Consider the following 18,494-nt stretch of genomic DNA (forward strand, 5'->3'; position numbering starts at 1 on the left):
AGGGACTGAATGCCGCAGGGTCACTCTGGCAGGCGGAGTCGATGTCCGAGCGGGGTGGACGATCCACTCGTTCTCAGCGAAAGTCGGGGCATCCGAACGTTCCGGATACCCCGACTTCTCGGTAAGCGACGGCTCGTGTGCGGCTCGCGGATCTCCGTCAGGCCGGGACCACGTAGGGGAAGGAGGCGGCACGGGCCGACTTGGTGACCTCCGGGGTGAGCCCGGAGGTGGTGCCGGTGTTGAGGACCAGGGAGAACATCACCTCGGGCGCGTTGTCCGCCATGGTGCGCCCGTTGCGGATCGCGAAGCCGAAGTTCGCGGCCGTGCCGACCTTGTACGACAGCATGTCGGGGTAGAGCTGTCGGGCGACGCTCCAGCCGTACGCCTGGGGGTCCGGTGCGGTGCCGTTCGCCGCGACGACACCCGCGACCGCGTTGGCGATCTCCTCGCCGTCCTCGGTGAGGTCTTGACTGGGGTGGCGGAAGTTGGCGGGATTTGAGAAGTCGGTGTCGTGCGGCCAGAAGATCGGCCACATCATGGGGTGGCCGGCGCGGTTGATCTGGCGCCAGCCACCGGCATCGGTGGCCAGCAGCGTGCGACACCACACGCCGATCTCGGTGCCGTCGCGCAGCAACGGCTCGTCATGGGAGACCTCAAGGACTATCGACTCCACTGTCGTGCCCGCGAAGCTGTTCTTGGCTTGGTCGACGCGCCACGCTGAGCGGTCCACCATCGACCCGTCCTTCACCGCGCCGTTGATGGTGGCGAGTTCGTCGAGATCGATGAAGAACGGGTCGGCGATCCGCCCGGCCCAGATCCGGACGTTGCCGCCGGTCGTCACCTCGCCGGTGCGCCCCTCCGCGACGGGAGTGCCCATCGCGGCGTCGTCGCGGGCGTCCGCCCCGGTCAGCTCGTACAGCTGGAAGGTCTGCCTGTTGTCACCGTCGAGCTCGCCGAAGGCGAACCGGTAGGTCAGATCCTCCATCTCGGCGCCGTTGACGTGGATCTTGATCTCGTAACGGCCCTCGGCGTGGAAGCCGCGCTTGATGTCAGCCTTGGTCACCGAGCTGTTGACGTCCATCACGAACACCGTGGCGCGGTTGCCGTCGAAGACGTACAGGTCGTCGATGTAGAGCTGGCCGCCCTGGGCGGCGAGGGGGGTGTCGAGGTGGTGCGACATGAGTTCACTCCCGGAGCGGCCGAATATCTGGATTAATCCGAACATAGCGGGCAGGAGACACCCTGCCGCGCCATCGGCTGAATCCGGAGTCGCCCGGGTTGGGGCCCGCACGGCGGCGGGCCGCCCGAAGCTGTGCTCGGACGGCCCACTCGTCGGTGCTGGTGTCGTCAGACGCGAGACCACTTCTGGTTGGCGGCGCCGAGGCAGTCCCAGAGGTGCAGCTTGCCGCCGTTGTTGGGGTTGGCTTCCCGCACGTCCACGCACTTGTTGGCGTTGAGGTTGACCAGGTCGCCGGCCGCGTTGAGGGTGAAGCGCTGCGCGGGATTGCCGTTGCACGTGACCAGGTTGACCTCGGTGCCGTTGGCGGTGCCGGCCCAGGCGGGGTCCATGCACTTGCCCATCGCGCGGATGGTCCCGTCCGAGGCGAAGGTCCAGGCCTGCGCGGCGGTGGTGTTGCAGTCCCAGATCTGGAGCTTCGCGCCGTCGACCGGGTTGGCGCTGGGGATGTCGATGCAGCGGCCGCTCTGCGCCCCGCGGATCCGGCTGGTGCCGGGAGTCGGGTTGCCGCCACCGTCGGAGGTGTAGCTGGACACCCGGACGTAGTCGACGAGCATCTGCTGCGGGAACTGCGTGGAGCCGTCCGGGTAGCCGGGCCAGTTACCGCCGACCGCCACGTTGAGGATCATGAAGAAGGGGTGGTCGAACGCCCAGCGGTTGCCGCCGAGTCGGGCGGGGTCGACCCGGTGGTACTGCACCCCGTCCAGGTACCAGGTGATCACGTTCGGCTCCCAGTCGACCCGGTAGGTGTGGAAGTCGTCGGCGAGCGGTGCCCCGACGGTGCGGCTGCCGGTGATGCCGCCGCCGCCCGAGTAGCCGGGTCCGTGCACCGTGCCGTACACGGTGTTGGGCTCCCGGCCGATGTTCTCCATGATGTCGATCTCGCCTGCGTCGGGCCAGCCGCCGCCGGTGCCGAGCATCCAGAACGCGGGCCAGATGCCCTGACCGCGCGGGATCTTGATCCGCGCCTCGAACCGACCGTACGTCTGGGTGAAGGTGGCTGCCGACAGGAGTCGGGCGGACGTGTATTCACAGCGCCCGTAGTGGCACTGGTAGTTGCCGGGGTTGTCCCGGCGGGCCGTGATGACGAGGTTGCCCTGGCCGTCGTGGACGGCGTTGCTGGTGCTGTTCGTGTAGTACTGCCGCTCGTTGTTGCCCCAACCGCTGCCGCCGATGTCGAACCGCCACTTGTTCTGGTCGACAGGCGTGCCGGCGGGGGAGTTGAACTCGTCCTGCCAGCTGATCGGGCCGATGGCGGCCTCGGCCCGGTCGGGATGCGGCGGGACGACGAGCGCCGCGGCGGTCGCGACGAGGGCGGCCGCCATGAGTACGAGTGGGCGGAAACGGAGTCTGGGGCGGGCTGTGAACACGGGAGGCTCCTCAGCGAGGGGGGTGGCGGAGGCTGCGTGCCGGAGAGACGGAGAGCGCTCTCTAGAATGAAGCATGTCGATATCATTATCTTCTGTCAAGACTGTTTCCAATATGCCAACCGTCCGTTACCGCCCGATGCTGCGCAGTGATCGGTGGAGTGCCGGTGGGCGACAGGATCACCAGGTCGATCGATGTCTCCGAGGTGGACGGCAGCCGCCGCATCGAAGCAGGTCGCCACGATCGAGTACTACTCGATAGCGGTCGAATCGACCCTTCCTATTGCCGTGAGGCGTCCACCCGGGACAGGATGGCGAGGCGAGCGGGAAACCTCCCCGTAACCTGCGCGCTGCTGGTCTCTGTCACAAGGAAGTGGGAGTCAGTCATGAGCGACGCGTCGACGGCGCTGGGTGTGCGCCTCTACCCGGATCTGGTCGAGCGGGGTGGCCTGGCCCCCGCGCTCATCGAAACCGCTGCCGGTCATGGGCTCGATCTCGGCCGGGTCACCGCCCCCGAGCAGGGGCGGAGCCGGTTCACCTGCGCCGAGCTGCACTCCGAGCAGGGCGTGGTCTGCGTGAAGCTGGGTTCGCAGGCCCGATACTTCATGATCGATCTGCGGGTCTCGGGCGAAGTCCTCGCGCGCGGCGACGTCATGGACCTGTTGCAGGTCGCCAAGGTGGCGGCGGCCTGGCATGCCGGGATGACGATCGCCGAGCTCACCGCCCAGTTCCCGTTCATGGAGGAGATCAAGCACCGCCCGGCGCCCGTGGCCCAGGTCAGCTAGCGCGCGGTCGGTCAGGTCAACACCGCAGCCGGGGCGGCAGAGCAGCCTCGACGCCGACCTCACGGTTCAGCCAGGTCGACTGGACGAAGGCGACGAAGCGTTCCGCGTCGGTCGCGGTGGAGGCCAGTCCGAACGAGACGCGGACCGCGCCGCCCGTCGGCAACCGCAACGTGGCGAGATACTGGTCGATCGTGTCGACCCGCGCCAACAACCGCCGCCGCAGCGACTCCCTCCTGATGCCGAACGCGCCCTCACCCGCGCCCGGGTTGCAGAAACAGCCGGTACGCAGGGAAAAGCCGGCCGCTGCGGCTTCCCGTGCGACCAACCGCTCGTCGACCAGCGTGCCGTCCGGATGGCGGAGGTTGAAGGTCACCGTCGCGCCGCGCGCCGCACCCGTCGTCGGCCCGTACACCTGGACCAGCGGCCCACCGGTGTCGTGCCGCAGGGTGACCAGCCGCTCCAACAACCATTCGGTGAGCAGGCCGACGCGGGTGTGCACGAGATCGACGCCGATCGAGTCGAGCCAGCGCAACCCGAACTCCACGTCCGGGATGCTCAGGAAGTTGAGCGTGCCGTCCTCGAACGCCGACTCGTCATCCATCGACCGGTGCCAGTCGCCCTGCACGCTGACCGCGCGGATCGTGCCGCCGGCGAACCACGGCCGGCGCAGCCGGGCCAGCGCGTCGCGCCGGGCCAGCAGCGCGCCGACCCCGGTGGGATAGCCGAAGAGCTTGTACCAGCTCAGACACACGAAATCCGGCCGGACGACGCTGAGGTCCAACCGGTTCGTCGGCGCGAAGGCGGCGGCGTCGAGCAGCACGTCGTACCCGTGCTGGTGGGCCAACTCCACCCAGCTCAGCGGGTGCTGCACGCCGGAGAAGTTGCTCTGCGCCGGATAGGCCAACAACCCCCGGCGGCCCGGACGGCCCCACCGTCCGGCCAGCCCGCGCGGACCAGCGTCGAGCACCCTGGTCAGATCCGATTCGGCGACCCGCAACTCCGGCCCGCTCAGCGGTACGTAACGCACGGCCCCGCCGGCTGCCCGGGCGTACTCCCGGATGCCGTTGACGGAGTTGTGGTTGTCCCAGGTCAGCACCAGCGGCGAGGCCCGGCCGAAGTCGTACGCCTCGCCGACCAGCCGGCAGGCGCCGCTGGCGTTCGGGGTGAAGACGACCGCGTACTCGGCCGGGTCGGCGTGGAAGAAGTCGAGCACCGCGCGTCGGGCCGAGTCCACCAGGGAACCTGCCGCCGCGCTGGTGGGGTTCTCCGAGTGGGGATTGCTGTACAGCCCGGCGAGCAGCCGATCGTGGTGTTGGCGTACCTGGGCCTGTGCCGCCACCCCGGCCCCGGCGTAGTCGAGATACACCTGCCCGTCCGTGTCCAGGTGGCGGTACTCGGTGGCGCGCAGCTCGTCGATCCGCCCGGTGGCGGCATATCCCGGCCAGGCGGTCGGGGAGGTGCGCGGCGGCTCAGGTCGTTCCACGGGAGCCCCGTCGTGCCAGCACCGCCCAGGTGGCGCACAGGAAGAGCAGCACGAAACCGCCGAGCACCAGCCAGTTGACCCACACCGGCCGGGAGAAGCTGTCACCGTACGTGGCGAGCAGCGGCGGGCCGAGCGGGGAACCACCGTCCCGCCAGAGCTGCTCCACCCCGGCGGTGTGCCCGAGGGCCTCGAACGCCCACCGGTTCGACATCGCGTAGCTGAGCCACTGACCGCCGGTCGCCATGGCGGGCACCGGCAGGATCGCGCCGACGAACAGCACCTGCGGGAAGCAGAGCATCGGCAGCATGAGCGTCGCCTGGGCCGCGTCGGAGACGGCCGCGGAGCACAGCAGGCCGAGGGCGAGCGCCGCCGCCGAGGAGAGCAGCAGGGTCGCGTACAGGGCGGCGAAGTTGCGGCCGTCGACCGGTGGCAGCCGGTCGATGCCGCGCAACACCCCGAGCAGGGCCAGGTCCACCAGGGCCAACAGCGGAAGCAGCACCGCGACCTTCCCCATCAGGTACGGCACCAGCCGGACGCCCGCCAGCCGCTCACGGCGCAGGATCGGCAACTCGGTGCAGATCTGCAGCAGCCCGTAGGTCAGCCCGAAGAAGAAGCCGCCGAACGCGATCCAGAACAGGATCATCACGGTCACCGTCGGGCTCGGCCGGGTCGGGTCGAACGCACCTGGCCGGAACAGCAGCGCGAACATGCCGAGCACCATCAGCGGCGAGCCGAGCAGGATCGCCAGGGTCAGCCGGTTGCGGACGACGATCTCCGCGTTGCGCGTGGTGAGGACGGCCCACTGACGCAACCGGCCGACCCGTCGGGGCGCTGGCGCGGAAACGTCGCAGTGGTCGGTCGCGCGGGCCGGCGGGCCGGCGTCGCGCTGAGCGGCGAAACGGTCGGGCCAGGCGGCCGGGTCGGTTTCCTCGTCGAGGCGCAGGTGCACCTCCGCGAGGGACCGCAGGCCGAAGAACTCCCGGGCGGCGGAAGGTGTGCCGGTGAACGCCAGGCGGCCCTGGCGGGTCAGCACCACGACCCGGTCGCAGTGGTCCACGTCGGTGATCTGGTGGGTGGTGAGCACGACTGTGGTCCCCACGTCGGCGAGGGTGCGCAGCACCCGGAGCAACTCCACGGCGATCGCCGGGTCCAGCCCGGAGGTGGGCTCGTCCAGGAAGAACACCCCGGGCCGGTCGAGCAGCTCGACGGCGATGCTGGCGCGCTTGCGCTCACCGCCGCTGAGCCTGCCCACCGGCACCGCGGCCCGCTCGGCGAGCCGCAGTTCGGCCAGCACCTCGGCCACCCGGTCGCTGATCTCGGTCGGCCCGGTCCCGGATGGGAGGCGTAGCCGGGCCGCGTACCGCAGGGTCCGGGCCAGTGGCAGCTCGCGGTGGATGATGTCGTCCTGGGGCACGAAGCCGATCGCGTGGACCTCGTCTGCGCCGTCGTGTGCCACGGTGCCGGTCGTCGGCAGCCGAACCCGGGCGAGCGTCTCCAACAGGGTGGTCTTGCCGGCGCCGCTCGCGCCGATGACGGCGACGACCTCGCCGGGCTGGATGGTCAGCGAGATGTCGTCGAGAATGCGGCGGCCGCCTGGGACGGTGCGGCCCACACCGGTGGCCGTGATGCCGAGGCCGGTACGCGGGGGAGACGTGGTCTGCTCGGTCGTCATGTCGGGTGCCCGATCCGGTCGGTGGGTGGTCCGCCTGAATATCGTGCCTCGCCGATGCTACGTCCGGTGTGGACCGTGCCGGCCCCGCCAGCTCAGTCGATGGTGATGGCCCACCACCTCGCGCCGGTGGGTGGGTCACCGGTCGCCGTCACGTCGGCGTCAGGGTCTCGGCTCGGCTGGGCCGCCGAGATCTCGGCGAAGAACTGCCGCAGGGCGTCGGCGACCAGAGCTGGTGCTGTCATCGTCGCGAAGTGTGACTGGCCCGGCCAGACGACGTGGCGCGCGGCCGGAATCGTGGCCGCGAGGGTGTGCGTCGTCGTGGGCATCGGCTCCCACGTGTCGGCGCCGGACAGCACGAGAGTCGGCACGGTGATCGAGGACCACCGGGCGATGACGTGCGGGCGAGGGCTCTCGGCAGCCTGTCTGCGGGCGCGGGCCGAGGGGCCGGGCGCGGCGTACGGCTACGCCGGAATGGGTCCGTACCGGGGCGCGCAGGCCGACCTGCTGCGCGTGCCGTGGGCCGACGCCAACTGCGTACCCGTGCCCGGGGAGCCGGGAGACTCCTACGAGGACGACTTCGTGCTGCTCGCCGACGCGTTCGTCACCGGGTGGCACGCCGCGGCCACCCTCGCCGGGGTCGAGCCGGGTGACACGGTGGCCGTTTTCGGCGCCGGCACCATCGGTCTGCTGAGCGCGTACTCGGCGCTGCTCCGGGGTGCCCGGGTCGTGTACTGCGTCGACGGTGTCGACGCCCGGCTCGACAAGGCCGGCGAGATGGGCGCCGCGCCGATCGACTTCCGCCGGGGCGACCCGGTCGAGCAGATCCGCGCCGACCGGGCCCGGACCGGGCTGCCGCTCGGCGAGGAGAAGCTGGGCGGGGTGGACAAGGTCATCGACGCGGTCGGGTTTCAGGCCCGTGACCGGGAGCACCCCGAGCGGGAGCGTCCGAACCAGGTCATCGCCGACGCGGCCCGACTGGTCAATGCCGCTGGCGCGATCGCGGTCGCCGGTGTGTACCCGGACCGGGACCCCCACCCCGGCCCTGGCGCGGACGACCACGAGAACCTGGTCGCGCCGTGGGGAGCGCTGTTCAGCAAGGGAGTGGCGGTCCGGTTCGGTCGCACCCACGACCGCCGCTACACCGTGCTGCTGCGGAACCTGGTCGTCGCGGGCCGAGCGCGGCCCAGCATGATCGTCACCCACCGCGGCACCCTTGACGACGCTCCCGCTTTCTATCGCAGCTTCGACCGCCGAGAGAACGGCGTGATCAAGGCGGTGCTGCGCCCGAGCTGACCGGTCGGATCGCCGATGCCGACGGCCGCGAATCGGCCTTAATGGGCGTTAAGGTGCGGACCCCTCTCCTGGTGGCGGGCATGTCACGGCGACCATCGTCGATCCGTGTCATCCGCAGAGGCGTGGGTCACACCGTTGGTCGAGGGCCGCCGTGGCGTCCCCGAGGGGGCGTCGGCGTCGCGGTCCGATCAAGATCTTTCGATGGTGGCGGGCGCGCGGATGCGTCGTTGTTTGTCCGCCCGCTGTGGATCACCCCTGGTGGGGGGCTTGTCAAGGGCGGCTGGGGCCAACGGCGGCGTCGCTGCCATTTGACAACGTTGCCACCGGCACGCGAGGGTGCCCGGAGTGACTGCGGGGGCGGCTGTGACTGGCGAAGACAGTGTGACGTCTATATTGCCGGATTGTTACATTTTCAACAGGCCCTCGCCTTGCGGATGACCCTCTGGCCGCAATACGTTGCCGTCAACAACAAAACCAAGTGAAGGTTCAACCTTCCGGAGGCAACCGATGACGTTGGCGAGGTGGTACGAGCGATGAGCGACGTGCCCATCCTCCTTGAGATGCGCTCCATCACCAAGGAGTTCCCTGGAGTCAAGGCCCTCTCCGACGTCAACCTGGTGGTTCGCGCCGGCGAGATCCATGCCATCTGCGGCGAGAATGGCGCGGGCAAGTCCACCCTGATGAAGGTGCTCAGCGGGGTCTACCCGCACGGCACCTACGACGGCCAGATCATCTACCAGGGGTCGGAGAGCAAGTTCTCCGACATCCGGGCCAGTGAGAACGCCGGCATCGTGATCATCCACCAGGAGCTCGCGCTCATTCCCGGAATGTCGATCGCCGAGAACATCTTCCTCGGCAACGAACCGCGCAAGCGGGGCGCGATCGACTGGAAGGCCGCGAACCGGATGGCGCTGGACCTGATGGCCCGGGTCGGTCTGCAAGAGGACCCGGACACCCTGATCAAGGACATCGGGGTCGGCAAGCAGCAGCTCGTGGAGATCGCCAAGGCGTTCGCCAAGGACGTGAAGCTGCTCATCCTGGACGAGCCCACCGCGGCGCTGAACGAGGCCGACTCCAAGCACCTGCTGGACCTGCTGCGTGGGTTCCGCTCCCGCGGCATCACCTCGATCATGATCTCGCACAAGCTCAACGAGATCGAGGCGATCGCCGACCAGATCACCATCCTGCGCGACGGCCGGACCGTGGAGACCCTCGACGTCAAGGCGGACGGGGTCGACGAGGACCGGATCGTGCGGGGCATGGTCGGCCGAGAGCTGAGCAGCCGGTTCCCGGACCACACGCCGAAGATCGGCGAGGTCTTCTTCGAGGTTCGCAACTGGAACGTGCGGCACCCGATCTCCGCCGACCGGCAGGTCTGCAAGAACGAGAGCTTCGTGGTGCGTCGCGGCGAGATCGTCGGCTTCGCCGGTCTGATGGGCGCGGGCCGTACCGAACTCGCGATGAGCATCTTCGGCCGCTCGTACGGGGTGTTCGAGTCGGGCACCATCATCAAGGACGGCAAGGAGATCGTCCTGAAGTCGGTCGCGGACGCGATCGACAACGGGCTCGCGTACGTCAGCGAGGACCGCAAGGCGATCGGCCTCAACCTGCTCGACGACATCAAGGCCTCGACGGTGGCGGCCAAGCTGTCCAAGATTTCGCACCGCGGCGTCCTGAGCGAGGTCGAGGAATACCAGGCGGCCGAGTCGTACCGCAAGGAGTTGCGGACCAAGGCCCCGACGGTCGACGAGAGCGTCTCCAAGCTCTCCGGCGGCAACCAGCAGAAGGTCGTCCTGGCGAAGTGGATGTTCACCGACCCGGACCTGCTGATCCTCGACGAGCCGACACGCGGCATCGACGTGGGTGCCAAGTACGAGATCTACGGCATCATCCAGCGGCTCGCCGACCAGGGGAAGGGCGTCATCGTCATCTCCTCGGAGCTGCCTGAGCTGATCGGGCTGTGCGACCGCATCTACACCGTGTTCGAAGGTGCCATCACGGGCGAGATCGCCCGGGCGGACGCCACCCCGGAAAACCTCATGAAGCAGATGACCTCGACGAAGAAGATGGCCACACGATGAGCCGATTGAAGGACCTTCAGAAGAACCTGTTCGGAGGCACCACCTCCAACGCTCGACAGTTCGGAATGATCTTCACCCTGGTGGCGATCGTCGTCCTGTTCCAGATCCTGACCGATGGCCTCACCCTGCGGTCGGACAACCTGATCGCGCTGTTCCAGCAGAACTCGTACATTCTGATTCTGGCCATCGGCATGCTCATGGTGATCGTCGCCGGGCACATCGACCTGTCGGTCGGCTCCGTCGCCGCCTTCGCGGGCATCCTGGTCGCCAAGTCGATGACCGAGTGGGACCTGCCCTGGCCCGCCGCCATCCTGTTCGGCCTCGCGATCGGCGCGTTGATCGGCGCCTGGCAGGGTTTCTGGGTGGCCTACATCGGGGTGCCGGCGTTCATCGTCACCCTGGCGGGCATGCTGCTGTTCCGCGGCGGCAACCAGTTCATCGGTAACGCGAGCACCGTCCCGGTGCCGGAGGGCTTCCGGGAGATCGGCTCCGGCTTCCTGCCGGAGTTCGGTCCGAACACCGGCTACAACAACGCCACGCTGCTGCTCGGTCTGATCGCGGCGGTGGCGGTGGTGTGGCGCGAGATCCAGGCCCGCAAGACCCGACGGGCGATGGACGCCGACCCGGCGCCGATGTGGATCTCCATCCTGCGGATGGCCATCATGGTGGGCGTGATCGCCTTCGCGGCGCTGCGCTTCGCCAGCGGTCGCGTCGGCACCAGCTTCCCGATCTCCGGCATCATCCTGCTGGTCCTGGTGATCGCGTACTCCTTCTACACCCGCAACACTGCCGGTGGCCGGCACATCTACGCGGTGGGCGGCAACTCCCGGGCGGCCGAGCTGTCCGGTGTGAAGCTCAAGCGGGTCAACTTCTTCGTCATGATGAACATGTCCGTCCTGGCCGCACTGGCCGGCATGATCTTCGTGGCCCGTTCGGCGGCCTCCGGTCCGCAGGACGGCAACGGCTGGGAGCTGGACGCCATCGCCGCGGTCTTCATCGGTGGCGCGGCAGTCGCCGGCGGTATCGGCACCATCAGCGGTTCCATCGTCGGTGGTCTGGTCATGGCCGTGCTCAACAACGGCCTCCAGCTCATGGGTGTCGGCACCGACCGCGTCCAGATCATCAAGGGCCTGGTCCTGCTGCTGGCAGTCGCGATCGACGTCTACAACAAGAGCCAGGGGCGCTTCTCGATCGTCGGGAGCCTGATGCGGCCCTTCCGCCGCGACGACTCCGCCCCACCCGCCTCACCGCCGGACGCGGAGCGCGAGCCCGCCAAGGCAGCGGTGTCCGGCTGACGGCCACCGACCTCTCCACCCGCCTCACCATCTAGAAAGGCAAGTCCTCACCATGCGTAAATTCTTCGGCACGTCGGTGGTGGCCATCAGCGCCGCCGCCATGCTGGCCCTCGCCGGCTGCGGCTCCGGCCGTGACGGCGACAGCGACTCCGGCGGCGAGGCCGCCAAGGGCTTCGCGGCGAACTCGCTGATCGGCGTGGCCCTCCCGGCCAAGACCTCGGAGAACTGGGTCCTCGCCGGTGACCTGTTCACCAACGGCCTCAAGGAGGCCGGCTTCCAGGGTGACGTGCAGTACGCCGGCGCGTCGACCACTGTTGCCGACCAGCAGGCTCAGATCACCGCCATGGTCACCAAGGGTGCCAAGGTCATCGTCATCGGCGCGACCGACGCCGCGCAGCTGTCGACCCAGGTCGCGGCGGCCCACACGGCCGGCGTGAAGGTCATCGCCTACGACCGGCTGATCACCAACACCCCGGACCTCGACTACTACGTCGCGTTCGACAACTTCAAGGTCGGCCAGCTCCAGGGCCAGGCCCTGCTGGAAGGCATGAAGGCCAAGAAGCCGAACGGCCCGTACAACATCGAGCTGTTCTCCGGCTCGCCGGACGACAACAACGCCGGTGTCTTCTTCAACGGCGCGATGGACGTGCTCAAGCCGGAGATCGACAAGGGCAACGTGGTCGTCGCCTCGGGTCAGAAGGACGTCAAGCAGACCGCCATCCAGGGCTGGAAGGCCGAGGGTGCGCAGGCCCGCATGGACCAGCTGCTGACCTCGACCTACGGCAACAAGGAGCTGGACGGCGTCCTCTCCCCGAACGACACGCTGGCCCGCGCCATCCTGACCTCGGTCAAGGGTGCTGGCAAGCCGACCCCGGTCGTCACCGGTCAGGACTCCGAGGTTGAGTCGGTCAAGTCGATCGTCGCTGGCGAGCAGTACATGACGATCAACAAGGACACCCGCAACCTGGTGAAGGAGACCATCAACATGGTCAAGGCTCTCCAGGCCGGTAACGCCCCGCAGGTGAACGACACCAAGTCCTACAACAACGGCAGCAAGGTCGTCGACACGTACCTGCTCCCGCCGGTCGCCGTCACCAAGGCGAACGCGGCTGAGGCGTACGCCAGCGACCCGAAGCTCGCGCCGCTCACCAAGTAATCACCGCACGGTAGGCAGCAACGCCGATGGGTCCCGGATCTCCTCTTCCGGGACCCATCGTCGTCCTGACAGCCCCGCACCACCCGGCACCGACCCGGAAGGAGGTCTGACCGTGGCGTCACCCGTCCGGTCCAGGCCAGCCGGCGTCGGCCGCAACACCGACTCCCCGCTGCCGTCCGTCCCCGGCGCCAGCCAGGAGGAGATCCGGCGACAGAACCTCGGCGCCGTGCTGCGCTACGTGCACCTGCACGGGCCGACGTCCCGGGCCGAGCTCACCGGTCGGCTCGGCCTCAATCGCAGCACCATCGGCGCCCTCGCTGCCGATCTAGTGGCCAGCGGACTGGTCACCGAGGAGGCACCCACCACCGCCCGCCGCGCCGGCAGGCCCTCGCTGGTGGTCAGCCCCCGCTCCGACCGGGTCTACGCACACGCCCTGAGCATCGACGCCGACCGGCTGCGCGCCGCCCGGGTCGGTCTCGGTGGGCAGATCCTCGATCTGCGAGAGATCCCTCGACCCGGTGGCATGTCGGCGATCGACGCCGTCGGGCCTCTCGCCGACCTGGTCCGTGACATGGAACGCTCCGTGGCCCCCGACGCGTTGCTGGTCGGCGGCGCGGTCGCGGTCACCGACACCACCCGGGAGCCGGACGGCAGGATCCGGATCGCCGGCGTGGACGAGACGCTCGGCACCGCGCTGGCAGCGGAGTTCCGCGCCGGCCCGGGTTTCGTGGCCGGTGACCTGGCCGACATCGCCGGCCTGGCCGAGCACGTGCGGGGCGTGGCGGTGGGCATCGACGACGTCATCTACCTGCACGGCGACCGGGGCATCAGTGCAGGCATCATCGTCGGCGGTCGACTGATCATCGGCCACCGTGGCCACAGCGGCAAGGTCGGCCACATGGTGGTCAACCCGAACGGTCTGCCCTGCGGCTGCGGCTCACGCGGCTGCTGGGAGACCGAGATCTCCGAAGCCGCGTTGCTGCGGCACGCGGGCCTGGACCCGAGTGACCGCGGGGCGGTGGCCGAGGTGCTGCGCGCGGCCGCCGAAGGGGACCGGACCGCCCGGGAGGCAGTCGAGCAGGTCGCCGACTGGCTCGGCTTCGGTGTGGCCAACCTGGTCAACGTGGTCAACCCGGACGCCGTGGTGTTCGGTGGAACTCTCCGCGACATCTTCACCGCGGGTGCCGAAGTGGTACGCGATCGACTGGACACCATGCCGCTGCCGGCCTCCCGCGAGCACCTGCGGCTGCGCGCGGCGGCCCTCGGCCGCGACGCCGTCCTGATCGGCGCCGCCGAGTTGGCGTTCGACAAGCTCCTGGCCGACCCGCTCAACGTCGGTGTCGTCGGTCAGGCCGCGAGCACCGAGCCCGCGTAGCCGCGACTGCCCCGTCGGTGAACCGTCAGGGAGCCGGCACCTCCTCCACCATGCTGCTGCCGTTGCCCGGCCGGGACTCCCACGACCAGGTCTCGTGCAGCCGGACCCGACCGTCGGGCAGCACCGACACCTCCGAGACGCAGCGCCCCGAGGACGTCTGACCGTCGGTGTTGAGCTGGACGTACCGGAAGTCCAGTCGGTTGCCGGTACGGGTGCCGACCAGGTGGCCACGTCGGATGGACCCGCCGGCGTACTCGGCCCACACCTCGCCGGCCCGTTCGTGGTACGCGAACACGGTCTGCGTGCCCACCTCGCCGGCCACCACGTCCGCCACGGCCCGGAACCGCCGACCGTCCAAGGAGATCGTCATCTGCCGAACCTAATCGAGGCAGGGTTCCCGTATTCCCTACCGTATGTTGTACGGTAACGGCGGTTTGACGCCTGCGGAGGGGAGCGCTGTGACGACGAGAGACGACGCGATAGTGGCGGACGGGCTGCGTAAGCGATATCGGGACCGCTATGCGCTGGACGGCTTCGACCTGCGGGTGCGGCAGGGCACGGTGTGCGGCCTGCTCGGCCCAAACGGGGCCGGCAAGACCACCTCGGTACGGATCCTGTCCACACTGCTGCGGCTGGACGAGGGCCGTGCCGAGGTCGCCGGGTACGACGTGGCCCGCCAACCCGACCAGGTCCGCTACCGCATTGGGCTGGTGGGGCAGAATCCCGCCCTCGACGAGGCGCTGAGCGGCCGGCAGAACCTGGTGCTCTTCGGCCGGCTGTTCCACCTCGGTCGCCGCCGGGCCCGGCAGCGGGCGGACGAACTGCTGGAACGCTTCGGTCTCGCCGACGCGTCCGAGCAGCCGGTCAGCACGTACTCGGGGGGCATGCGCCGTCGACTCGACCTGGCCGCCGGCATGATCCTGGCTCCCGCGGTCCTCTTCCTCGACGAACCCACCACCGGGCTGGACCCGCGTGGCCGCAACGAGGTGTGGGAGTCGGTCCGGGAGTTGGTGCGCACCGGCACCACAGTGCTGCTCACCACCCAGCACCTGGACGAGGCCGACCAGCTCGCCGACCGGATCTCGGTGGTCGAGGCCGGCCGGGTGATCGCCGAGGGCACTCCGGACGACCTCAAGACCGAGCTCGGCGGCGATCGGATCGAGGTGGTCGTCGCGGACCCGACCGACCTCGCCACCGCCGTCGCCCAGGTGCGCCGGGTGGCCGACCGCGAGCCGACGGTCGACGTGGACCGGCGGATGGTCAGCGTCCGGGTCGGTCACCAGGCCGGCGCGCTCGTCGACGTGTTGCGGGCGCTCGACGCCGGGAACGTCCCGGTGGCGGACGTCGCGCTGCGCCGTCCCACCCTGGACGATGTGTTCCTGCACCTCACCGGGCACCGGACCCGGACCGCCGAGGAGGTGGCGGCATGAGCGCGACGAGCATGCCGGCCCCGACGGTGGACCTGACCCCCGGCCGGCCCGCCCTCCTGATCGACAGCGGCACCCTGATCTGGCGCGGCCTGGCCCGGTGGCGACGTGATCCCGGCCCGCTGATCGCCTCGCTCGGCTTCAACATCCTGATCGTGCTGATGTTCGCCTACCTGTTCGGCGGCGCGTTGCAGGTGCCTGGCGGTGGCAGTTACCGGGAGTTCCTGATGCCCGGCATGTACGTGATGACCATGGTGTTCGGCATCAGCCTCACCACGATCGCCGTCGCCGAGGACCTGGAGCGCGGGGTGACCGACCGGCTCCGGTCGATGCCCGTCTCGCCGCTGGCCCCGCTGGTGGCCCGGGCCGTGGCCGACATGCTGTTCGCCCTGGTCACCCTCGCGGTCCTGCTGTTGACCGGTCTCGCCATCGGGTGGCGTGCGCACGGCGGGGCCGGTGCCACGCTCACGGCGGTGGGACTGATCCTGCTGCTGCGCTTCGCCCTGATCTGGGTCGGCATCTTCCTCGGCCTGGTCACCCGCGGGCAGACGGCCGTGGTGGCCGTACAGACCCTGGAGTTTCCGCTCGGCTTCCTCTCCAACGCGTTCGTCGCACCGTCCACCATGCCCGCGTGGCTCGGTGCGGTGGCCGCCTGGAACCCGCTGTCGGCAACCGTCGGCGCGACCCGCGAGCTGTTCGGCAACCCCGGTTGGGGCGGTGACTCGTGGGCGGCGCAGCACTACCCGTGGCTGGCGGTGCTCTGGCCGGTCGTCCTGGTCGCGGTCTTCCTGCCGCTCTCGGTCGCCCGCTACCGGCGACTGGCCGGCTGACCCGCTCGACGAATGCGCCCCCGGTGGTCGACCCACCGGGGGCGCGGTCCGTTGGCGACGGGCCGGAATCCGACTGTGCTGACGGGTGCTCGTCGAGGCCCCCGCCCCCCGACGAGCACCCGTCGCCCGGCTACGCGATCCGGCGGATCCGGCGCACCGCGAGATAGAGCAGCAGCAGGGCGAGAGCGACGAATACGCCCGTCTCGATGCCCTGGAACAGCCAGAACCGGTCCGCCGGTTGGTACAACTGCCAGTTGTACGCGCCCGGCTCAAGTCCCAGTTCCGCACCGCACATTCGACCCTCCGGCCCCTTGCCACCCGGCGGGCACTGGATCCGGCCGCCCTCGGCGATCATCGTGCCGTCGGGGTTCCGGACGCCCTGGGCGAGGATCCAGTCTCCCCGGCTCATCTCCGGTGGCCCTTCTCCCTCGATCGGGAAGGTCTGGGTGCGGGCCGGCTGGTAGTGCCGTCGGGCCAGGAGCTCGACCGCCGCCCGTACGCCGATGAACCCGGCGAGGGTGATGCCCATGGCGGGCAGCATCCGCTTCCACACGGTGCCGGCGAAGACGCCCAGCGCCACGGCGAACAGCGTGTACCCGATCGGGACGATGCCCTGCAGGTCGAAGACGATCATGCCGAATCGGCCCTCATACGCGGCCTGGGTGAGCGGGTCGACCCACCACGACATGCCCAGCCCGTAGACCGCCGCGAGGATCACCACGGCCGCGCTCACCAGCCCGAACTTCACCAGAGCCCAGCGGGTGCGGCCGACGCCCTGGGTCCAGACGAACCGGTGCGTGCCGTGCTCCACCTCGCGGGCGACCAGCGGGGCACCCCAGAACAGGCCGACCAGCGCCGGCAGGGTGATCAACAGCACGGCCACCAGGTTGAGGCTGCCGTACTGGTTGCCGAAACGCCGGAAGCCCGCGTCGCAGGCCTCCCGGGTCGCCGTCGCCACATTGGTGTCGGCGAGCTGGCGTGCGCAGTCCGTCAGCCCGAGGTCGGCGAAGGTGTGCCGCATCGCCAGGCCGATCGGCACCAGCAGAGCGGCGAGCGCCGCGAGCCCCAGCAGGGTGTAGAACGCCTGCTTGCGGTGTTGCCGCCAGGTCAGCCAGATCATGCTGCCACTCCCCACTCGCTGTGACTGGTCTGCGTGGTGCCGTCGGCCAGGTAGGCCAGCACGACGTCCTCCAGGCTGACCTCGCGGACCGTCCAGGCCGGGTCGGTGACCGGGCCGTCGGTGCGGACCAGCAGAGTGGACTGCCGGTCGGTGTGGCTGGCCCGGACCACGGCGGCGACGCCCCCGATGACGCCGCCGTCGTGCCGAGGGCCGACCAGGTGCCGGTGCCCGGCGACCAGGTCGTCGACCGTGCCGGTGAGCTGCACCTGGGCCGAGTTGAGCACGATCAGGTAGTCGCAGACTCGTTCCAGGTCGGCCAGCAGGTGCGACGAGAGCAGGACGGTGGTGCCGGAGTCCGCCACGCTGCCCATCAACGACTGGAGGAACTCCCGCCGGGCCAGGGGGTCGAGGCTGGCCACCGGCTCGTCGAGCAGCAGCAGCCGGGGCTGCTTGGCCAGCGCGAGGGCGAGCGCCACCTGGGCCCGTTGGCCGCCGGAGAGTTTGCCGACCGGTCGATCCGGTGGGATGCCGAGCTGCGCCAGCCGCTGGCGGGCCAACGCGGCGTCCCACCGCTTGTTCAGCTTGCCGCCGGCGATGACCAGTTCGGCGGCGGTGAAGTCCCGGTACAGCGGGGTGTCCTGGGCGACGAACCCGATGTCGGCCAGGCCCTCCGTGTCGCCGTACGGGGATCTGCCGAAGACCCGGACCGCGCCCGCGTCGGGCCTGAGCAGGCCGACGGCCAGGTGCAGCAGGGTGCTCTTGCCCGCGCCGTTCGGGCCGACCAGCGCGGCGATCCGACCGGCCGGCAGGTGCAGCGAGCAGTCCCGCAACGCCCAGGTGCTGCCGTACCGCTTGCCCAGCCGGTCGGCTTCCAAGACCATGTCCATTCTCTGTCCTCTCGTTCCGCTCATGCGTGCTCCTTGCGCGGGACGTCGTCGGTGAGGGTGGCGCGCAGGGTGGTCTCCACCAGGGCGATGACGTCCTCGGCCGTGAGGCCGGCGGCCTGCGCCCGGTCCAGCCAGGCGACCAGGTCGTCGCGTAGCTCGGCCTGGTTGGGCAGGGAGGCGCCGGCCAGGGTGCGCTGGACGAACGTGCCCACCCCGGGTCGGCCGCCGACCAGACCTTCGATCTCCAATTCCCGGTACGCCTTCAGCACCGTGTTCGGGTTGATCGCCAGGGATTGCGCGACGTCCCGAACCTTCGGCAACTGGTCGCCCGGCGTCAGCAGGCCGACCCGCAGAGCCTGTTTCACCTGCTGCACGAGCTGCATGTAGGTGTTCACCTTCGACCGGCTGTCCAGTACGAACTCGATCACTCGCGATGATCCTTCCTGTTGTCCTACGACAGTAGGACTAATAGACAGCTTCATCTGC

17 protein-coding genes are annotated in these 18,494 nt (G+C 69.6%); 8 read left to right on the forward strand and 9 right to left on the reverse strand.

Annotated elements, in window-relative coordinates; genetic code table 11:
• Window positions 1-157 precede the first annotated feature (157 nt).
• Both FBZ33_RS08415 and FBZ33_RS08420 read right to left on the reverse strand, forming a co-directional pair.
• Window positions 158-1,180, reverse strand: a complete 1,023-nt coding sequence (locus tag FBZ33_RS08415) for a DUF4331 family protein (protein ID WP_141908604.1) — start codon at window positions 1,178-1,180, stop codon at window positions 158-160.
• 167 nt (window positions 1,181-1,347) lie between these two features.
• Window positions 1,348-2,607, reverse strand: a complete 1,260-nt coding sequence (locus FBZ33_RS08420; protein ID WP_305069513.1) for a family 16 glycosylhydrolase — start codon at window positions 2,605-2,607, stop codon at window positions 1,348-1,350.
• Between the two features lie 383 nt (window positions 2,608-2,990).
• Here FBZ33_RS08420 and FBZ33_RS08425 point away from each other — a divergent pair, with 383 nt between their 5' ends.
• Window positions 2,991-3,389: a hypothetical protein gene (locus FBZ33_RS08425; protein ID WP_141908605.1), complete on the forward strand. Its 399-nt coding sequence runs from the start codon at window positions 2,991-2,993 to the stop codon at window positions 3,387-3,389.
• 16 nt (window positions 3,390-3,405) lie between these two features.
• Here the strand turns inward: FBZ33_RS08425 and FBZ33_RS08430 are convergent, their stop codons facing one another.
• The 3 genes from FBZ33_RS08430 to FBZ33_RS32655 all read right to left on the reverse strand — a co-directional run bounded on the left by FBZ33_RS08430 (window position 3,406) and on the right by FBZ33_RS32655 (window position 6,786).
• Window positions 3,406-4,872 carry an aminotransferase class V-fold PLP-dependent enzyme gene (locus tag FBZ33_RS08430; RefSeq protein WP_141908606.1) on the reverse strand — a complete coding sequence of 489 codons (1,467 nt, stop codon included), beginning with the start codon at window positions 4,870-4,872 and terminating at the stop codon, window positions 3,406-3,408.
• Window positions 4,859-6,544 (reverse strand): ATP-binding cassette domain-containing protein, encoded by a 1,686-nt coding sequence (locus FBZ33_RS08435; protein ID WP_141908607.1) that lies wholly within the window; start codon window positions 6,542-6,544, stop codon window positions 4,859-4,861. The genes FBZ33_RS08430 and FBZ33_RS08435 overlap by 14 nt, the downstream gene beginning before the upstream one ends.
• Before the next feature lie 92 nt (window positions 6,545-6,636).
• Complete coding sequence (locus tag FBZ33_RS32655) at window positions 6,637-6,786, reverse strand: hypothetical protein (protein WP_185755250.1); 150 nt, start codon at window positions 6,784-6,786, stop codon at window positions 6,637-6,639.
• Window positions 6,787-6,913: 127 nt separating this feature from the next.
• On the opposite strand from FBZ33_RS32655, the gene FBZ33_RS08440 reads away from it, so the two are divergent.
• The 5 genes from FBZ33_RS08440 to FBZ33_RS08460 all read left to right on the forward strand — a co-directional run bounded on the left by FBZ33_RS08440 (window position 6,914) and on the right by FBZ33_RS08460 (window position 13,744).
• Window positions 6,914-7,837: an alcohol dehydrogenase gene (locus tag FBZ33_RS08440; RefSeq protein ID WP_255508769.1), complete on the forward strand. Its 924-nt coding sequence runs from the start codon at window positions 6,914-6,916 to the stop codon at window positions 7,835-7,837.
• A 533-nt stretch (window positions 7,838-8,370) separates the two neighbouring features.
• Window positions 8,371-9,918 (forward strand): multiple monosaccharide ABC transporter ATP-binding protein, encoded by a 1,548-nt coding sequence (mmsA, locus tag FBZ33_RS08445; RefSeq protein ID WP_099851851.1) that lies wholly within the window; start codon window positions 8,371-8,373, stop codon window positions 9,916-9,918.
• Window positions 9,915-11,213, forward strand: coding sequence for a multiple monosaccharide ABC transporter permease (gene mmsB, locus FBZ33_RS08450; RefSeq protein WP_141908608.1), 1,299 nt, complete (start codon window positions 9,915-9,917; stop codon window positions 11,211-11,213). Before mmsA ends, mmsB begins: the two co-directional genes overlap by 4 nt.
• Window positions 11,214-11,265: 52 nt before the next feature.
• Window positions 11,266-12,369, forward strand: a complete 1,104-nt coding sequence (locus FBZ33_RS08455; protein WP_141908609.1) for a sugar-binding protein — start codon at window positions 11,266-11,268, stop codon at window positions 12,367-12,369.
• A gap of 169 nt (window positions 12,370-12,538) precedes the next feature.
• Window positions 12,539-13,744, forward strand: a complete 1,206-nt coding sequence (locus FBZ33_RS08460; RefSeq protein ID WP_247671735.1) for an ROK family transcriptional regulator — start codon at window positions 12,539-12,541, stop codon at window positions 13,742-13,744.
• 25 nt (window positions 13,745-13,769) lie between these two features.
• Here FBZ33_RS08460 and FBZ33_RS08465 read toward each other — a convergent pair whose 3' ends face one another.
• Entirely contained in the window at window positions 13,770-14,114 is a 345-nt protein-coding gene (locus FBZ33_RS08465) for a hypothetical protein (RefSeq protein ID WP_141908610.1), read from the reverse strand.
• Window positions 14,115-14,202: 88 nt separating this feature from the next.
• Here FBZ33_RS08465 and FBZ33_RS08470 point away from each other — a divergent pair, with 88 nt between their 5' ends.
• On the forward strand, window positions 14,203-15,174 hold the full coding sequence (locus FBZ33_RS08470; protein ID WP_185755251.1) for an ATP-binding cassette domain-containing protein: 972 nt from the start codon (window positions 14,203-14,205) through the stop codon (window positions 15,172-15,174).
• Window positions 15,171-16,001 (forward strand): ABC transporter permease, encoded by an 831-nt coding sequence (locus FBZ33_RS08475; RefSeq protein WP_141908612.1) that lies wholly within the window; start codon window positions 15,171-15,173, stop codon window positions 15,999-16,001. Before FBZ33_RS08470 ends, FBZ33_RS08475 begins: the two co-directional genes overlap by 4 nt.
• A gap of 130 nt (window positions 16,002-16,131) precedes the next feature.
• Here FBZ33_RS08475 and FBZ33_RS08480 read toward each other — a convergent pair whose 3' ends face one another.
• Genes FBZ33_RS08480 through FBZ33_RS08490 form a run of 3 tightly spaced genes read right to left on the reverse strand, consistent with a single transcriptional unit; the run spans window position 16,132 to window position 18,436 of the window.
• Window positions 16,132-17,121 carry an ABC transporter permease gene (locus tag FBZ33_RS08480; protein WP_141908613.1) on the reverse strand — a complete coding sequence of 330 codons (990 nt, stop codon included), beginning with the start codon at window positions 17,119-17,121 and terminating at the stop codon, window positions 16,132-16,134.
• The gene (locus FBZ33_RS08485; RefSeq protein ID WP_088947159.1) at window positions 17,118-18,008 is read right to left on the reverse strand and encodes an ABC transporter ATP-binding protein; all 891 of its coding nucleotides are present in this window, start codon (window positions 18,006-18,008) and stop codon (window positions 17,118-17,120) included. The genes FBZ33_RS08480 and FBZ33_RS08485 overlap by 4 nt, the downstream gene beginning before the upstream one ends.
• 20 nt (window positions 18,009-18,028) lie before the next feature.
• Window positions 18,029-18,436, reverse strand: a complete 408-nt coding sequence (locus tag FBZ33_RS08490; protein WP_141908614.1) for a GntR family transcriptional regulator — start codon at window positions 18,434-18,436, stop codon at window positions 18,029-18,031.
• Window positions 18,437-18,494 lie beyond the last annotated feature (58 nt).

Source organism: Micromonospora sp. A202 (assembly GCF_006715105.1).
In the GTDB taxonomy this organism is placed as follows: Bacteria; Actinomycetota; Actinomycetes; order Mycobacteriales; family Micromonosporaceae; genus Micromonospora; species Micromonospora zamorensis.

Bases quoted from the DNA above. Each gene is read 5' to 3' on its own strand.
- FBZ33_RS08415 (WP_141908604.1), bottom strand. From the start codon at position 1,180: ATGTCGCACCACCTCGACACCCCCCTCGCCGCCCAGGGCGGCCAGCTC.
- FBZ33_RS08425 (WP_141908605.1), top strand. From the start codon at position 2,991: ATGAGCGACGCGTCGACGGCGCTGGGTGTGCGCCTCTACCCGGATCTG.
- FBZ33_RS08435 (WP_141908607.1), bottom strand. From the start codon at position 6,544: ATGACGACCGAGCAGACCACGTCTCCCCCGCGTACCGGCCTCGGCATC.
- FBZ33_RS32655 (WP_185755250.1), bottom strand. From the start codon at position 6,786: ATGACAGCACCAGCTCTGGTCGCCGACGCCCTGCGGCAGTTCTTCGCC.
- mmsA (WP_099851851.1), top strand. From the start codon at position 8,371: ATGAGCGACGTGCCCATCCTCCTTGAGATGCGCTCCATCACCAAGGAG.
- mmsB (WP_141908608.1), top strand. From the start codon at position 9,915: ATGAGCCGATTGAAGGACCTTCAGAAGAACCTGTTCGGAGGCACCACC.
- FBZ33_RS08455 (WP_141908609.1), top strand. From the start codon at position 11,266: ATGCGTAAATTCTTCGGCACGTCGGTGGTGGCCATCAGCGCCGCCGCC.
- FBZ33_RS08465 (WP_141908610.1), bottom strand. From the start codon at position 14,114: ATGACGATCTCCTTGGACGGTCGGCGGTTCCGGGCCGTGGCGGACGTG.
- FBZ33_RS08475 (WP_141908612.1), top strand. From the start codon at position 15,171: ATGAGCGCGACGAGCATGCCGGCCCCGACGGTGGACCTGACCCCCGGC.
- FBZ33_RS08480 (WP_141908613.1), bottom strand. From the start codon at position 17,121: ATGATCTGGCTGACCTGGCGGCAACACCGCAAGCAGGCGTTCTACACC.
- FBZ33_RS08485 (WP_088947159.1), bottom strand. From the start codon at position 18,008: ATGGACATGGTCTTGGAAGCCGACCGGCTGGGCAAGCGGTACGGCAGC.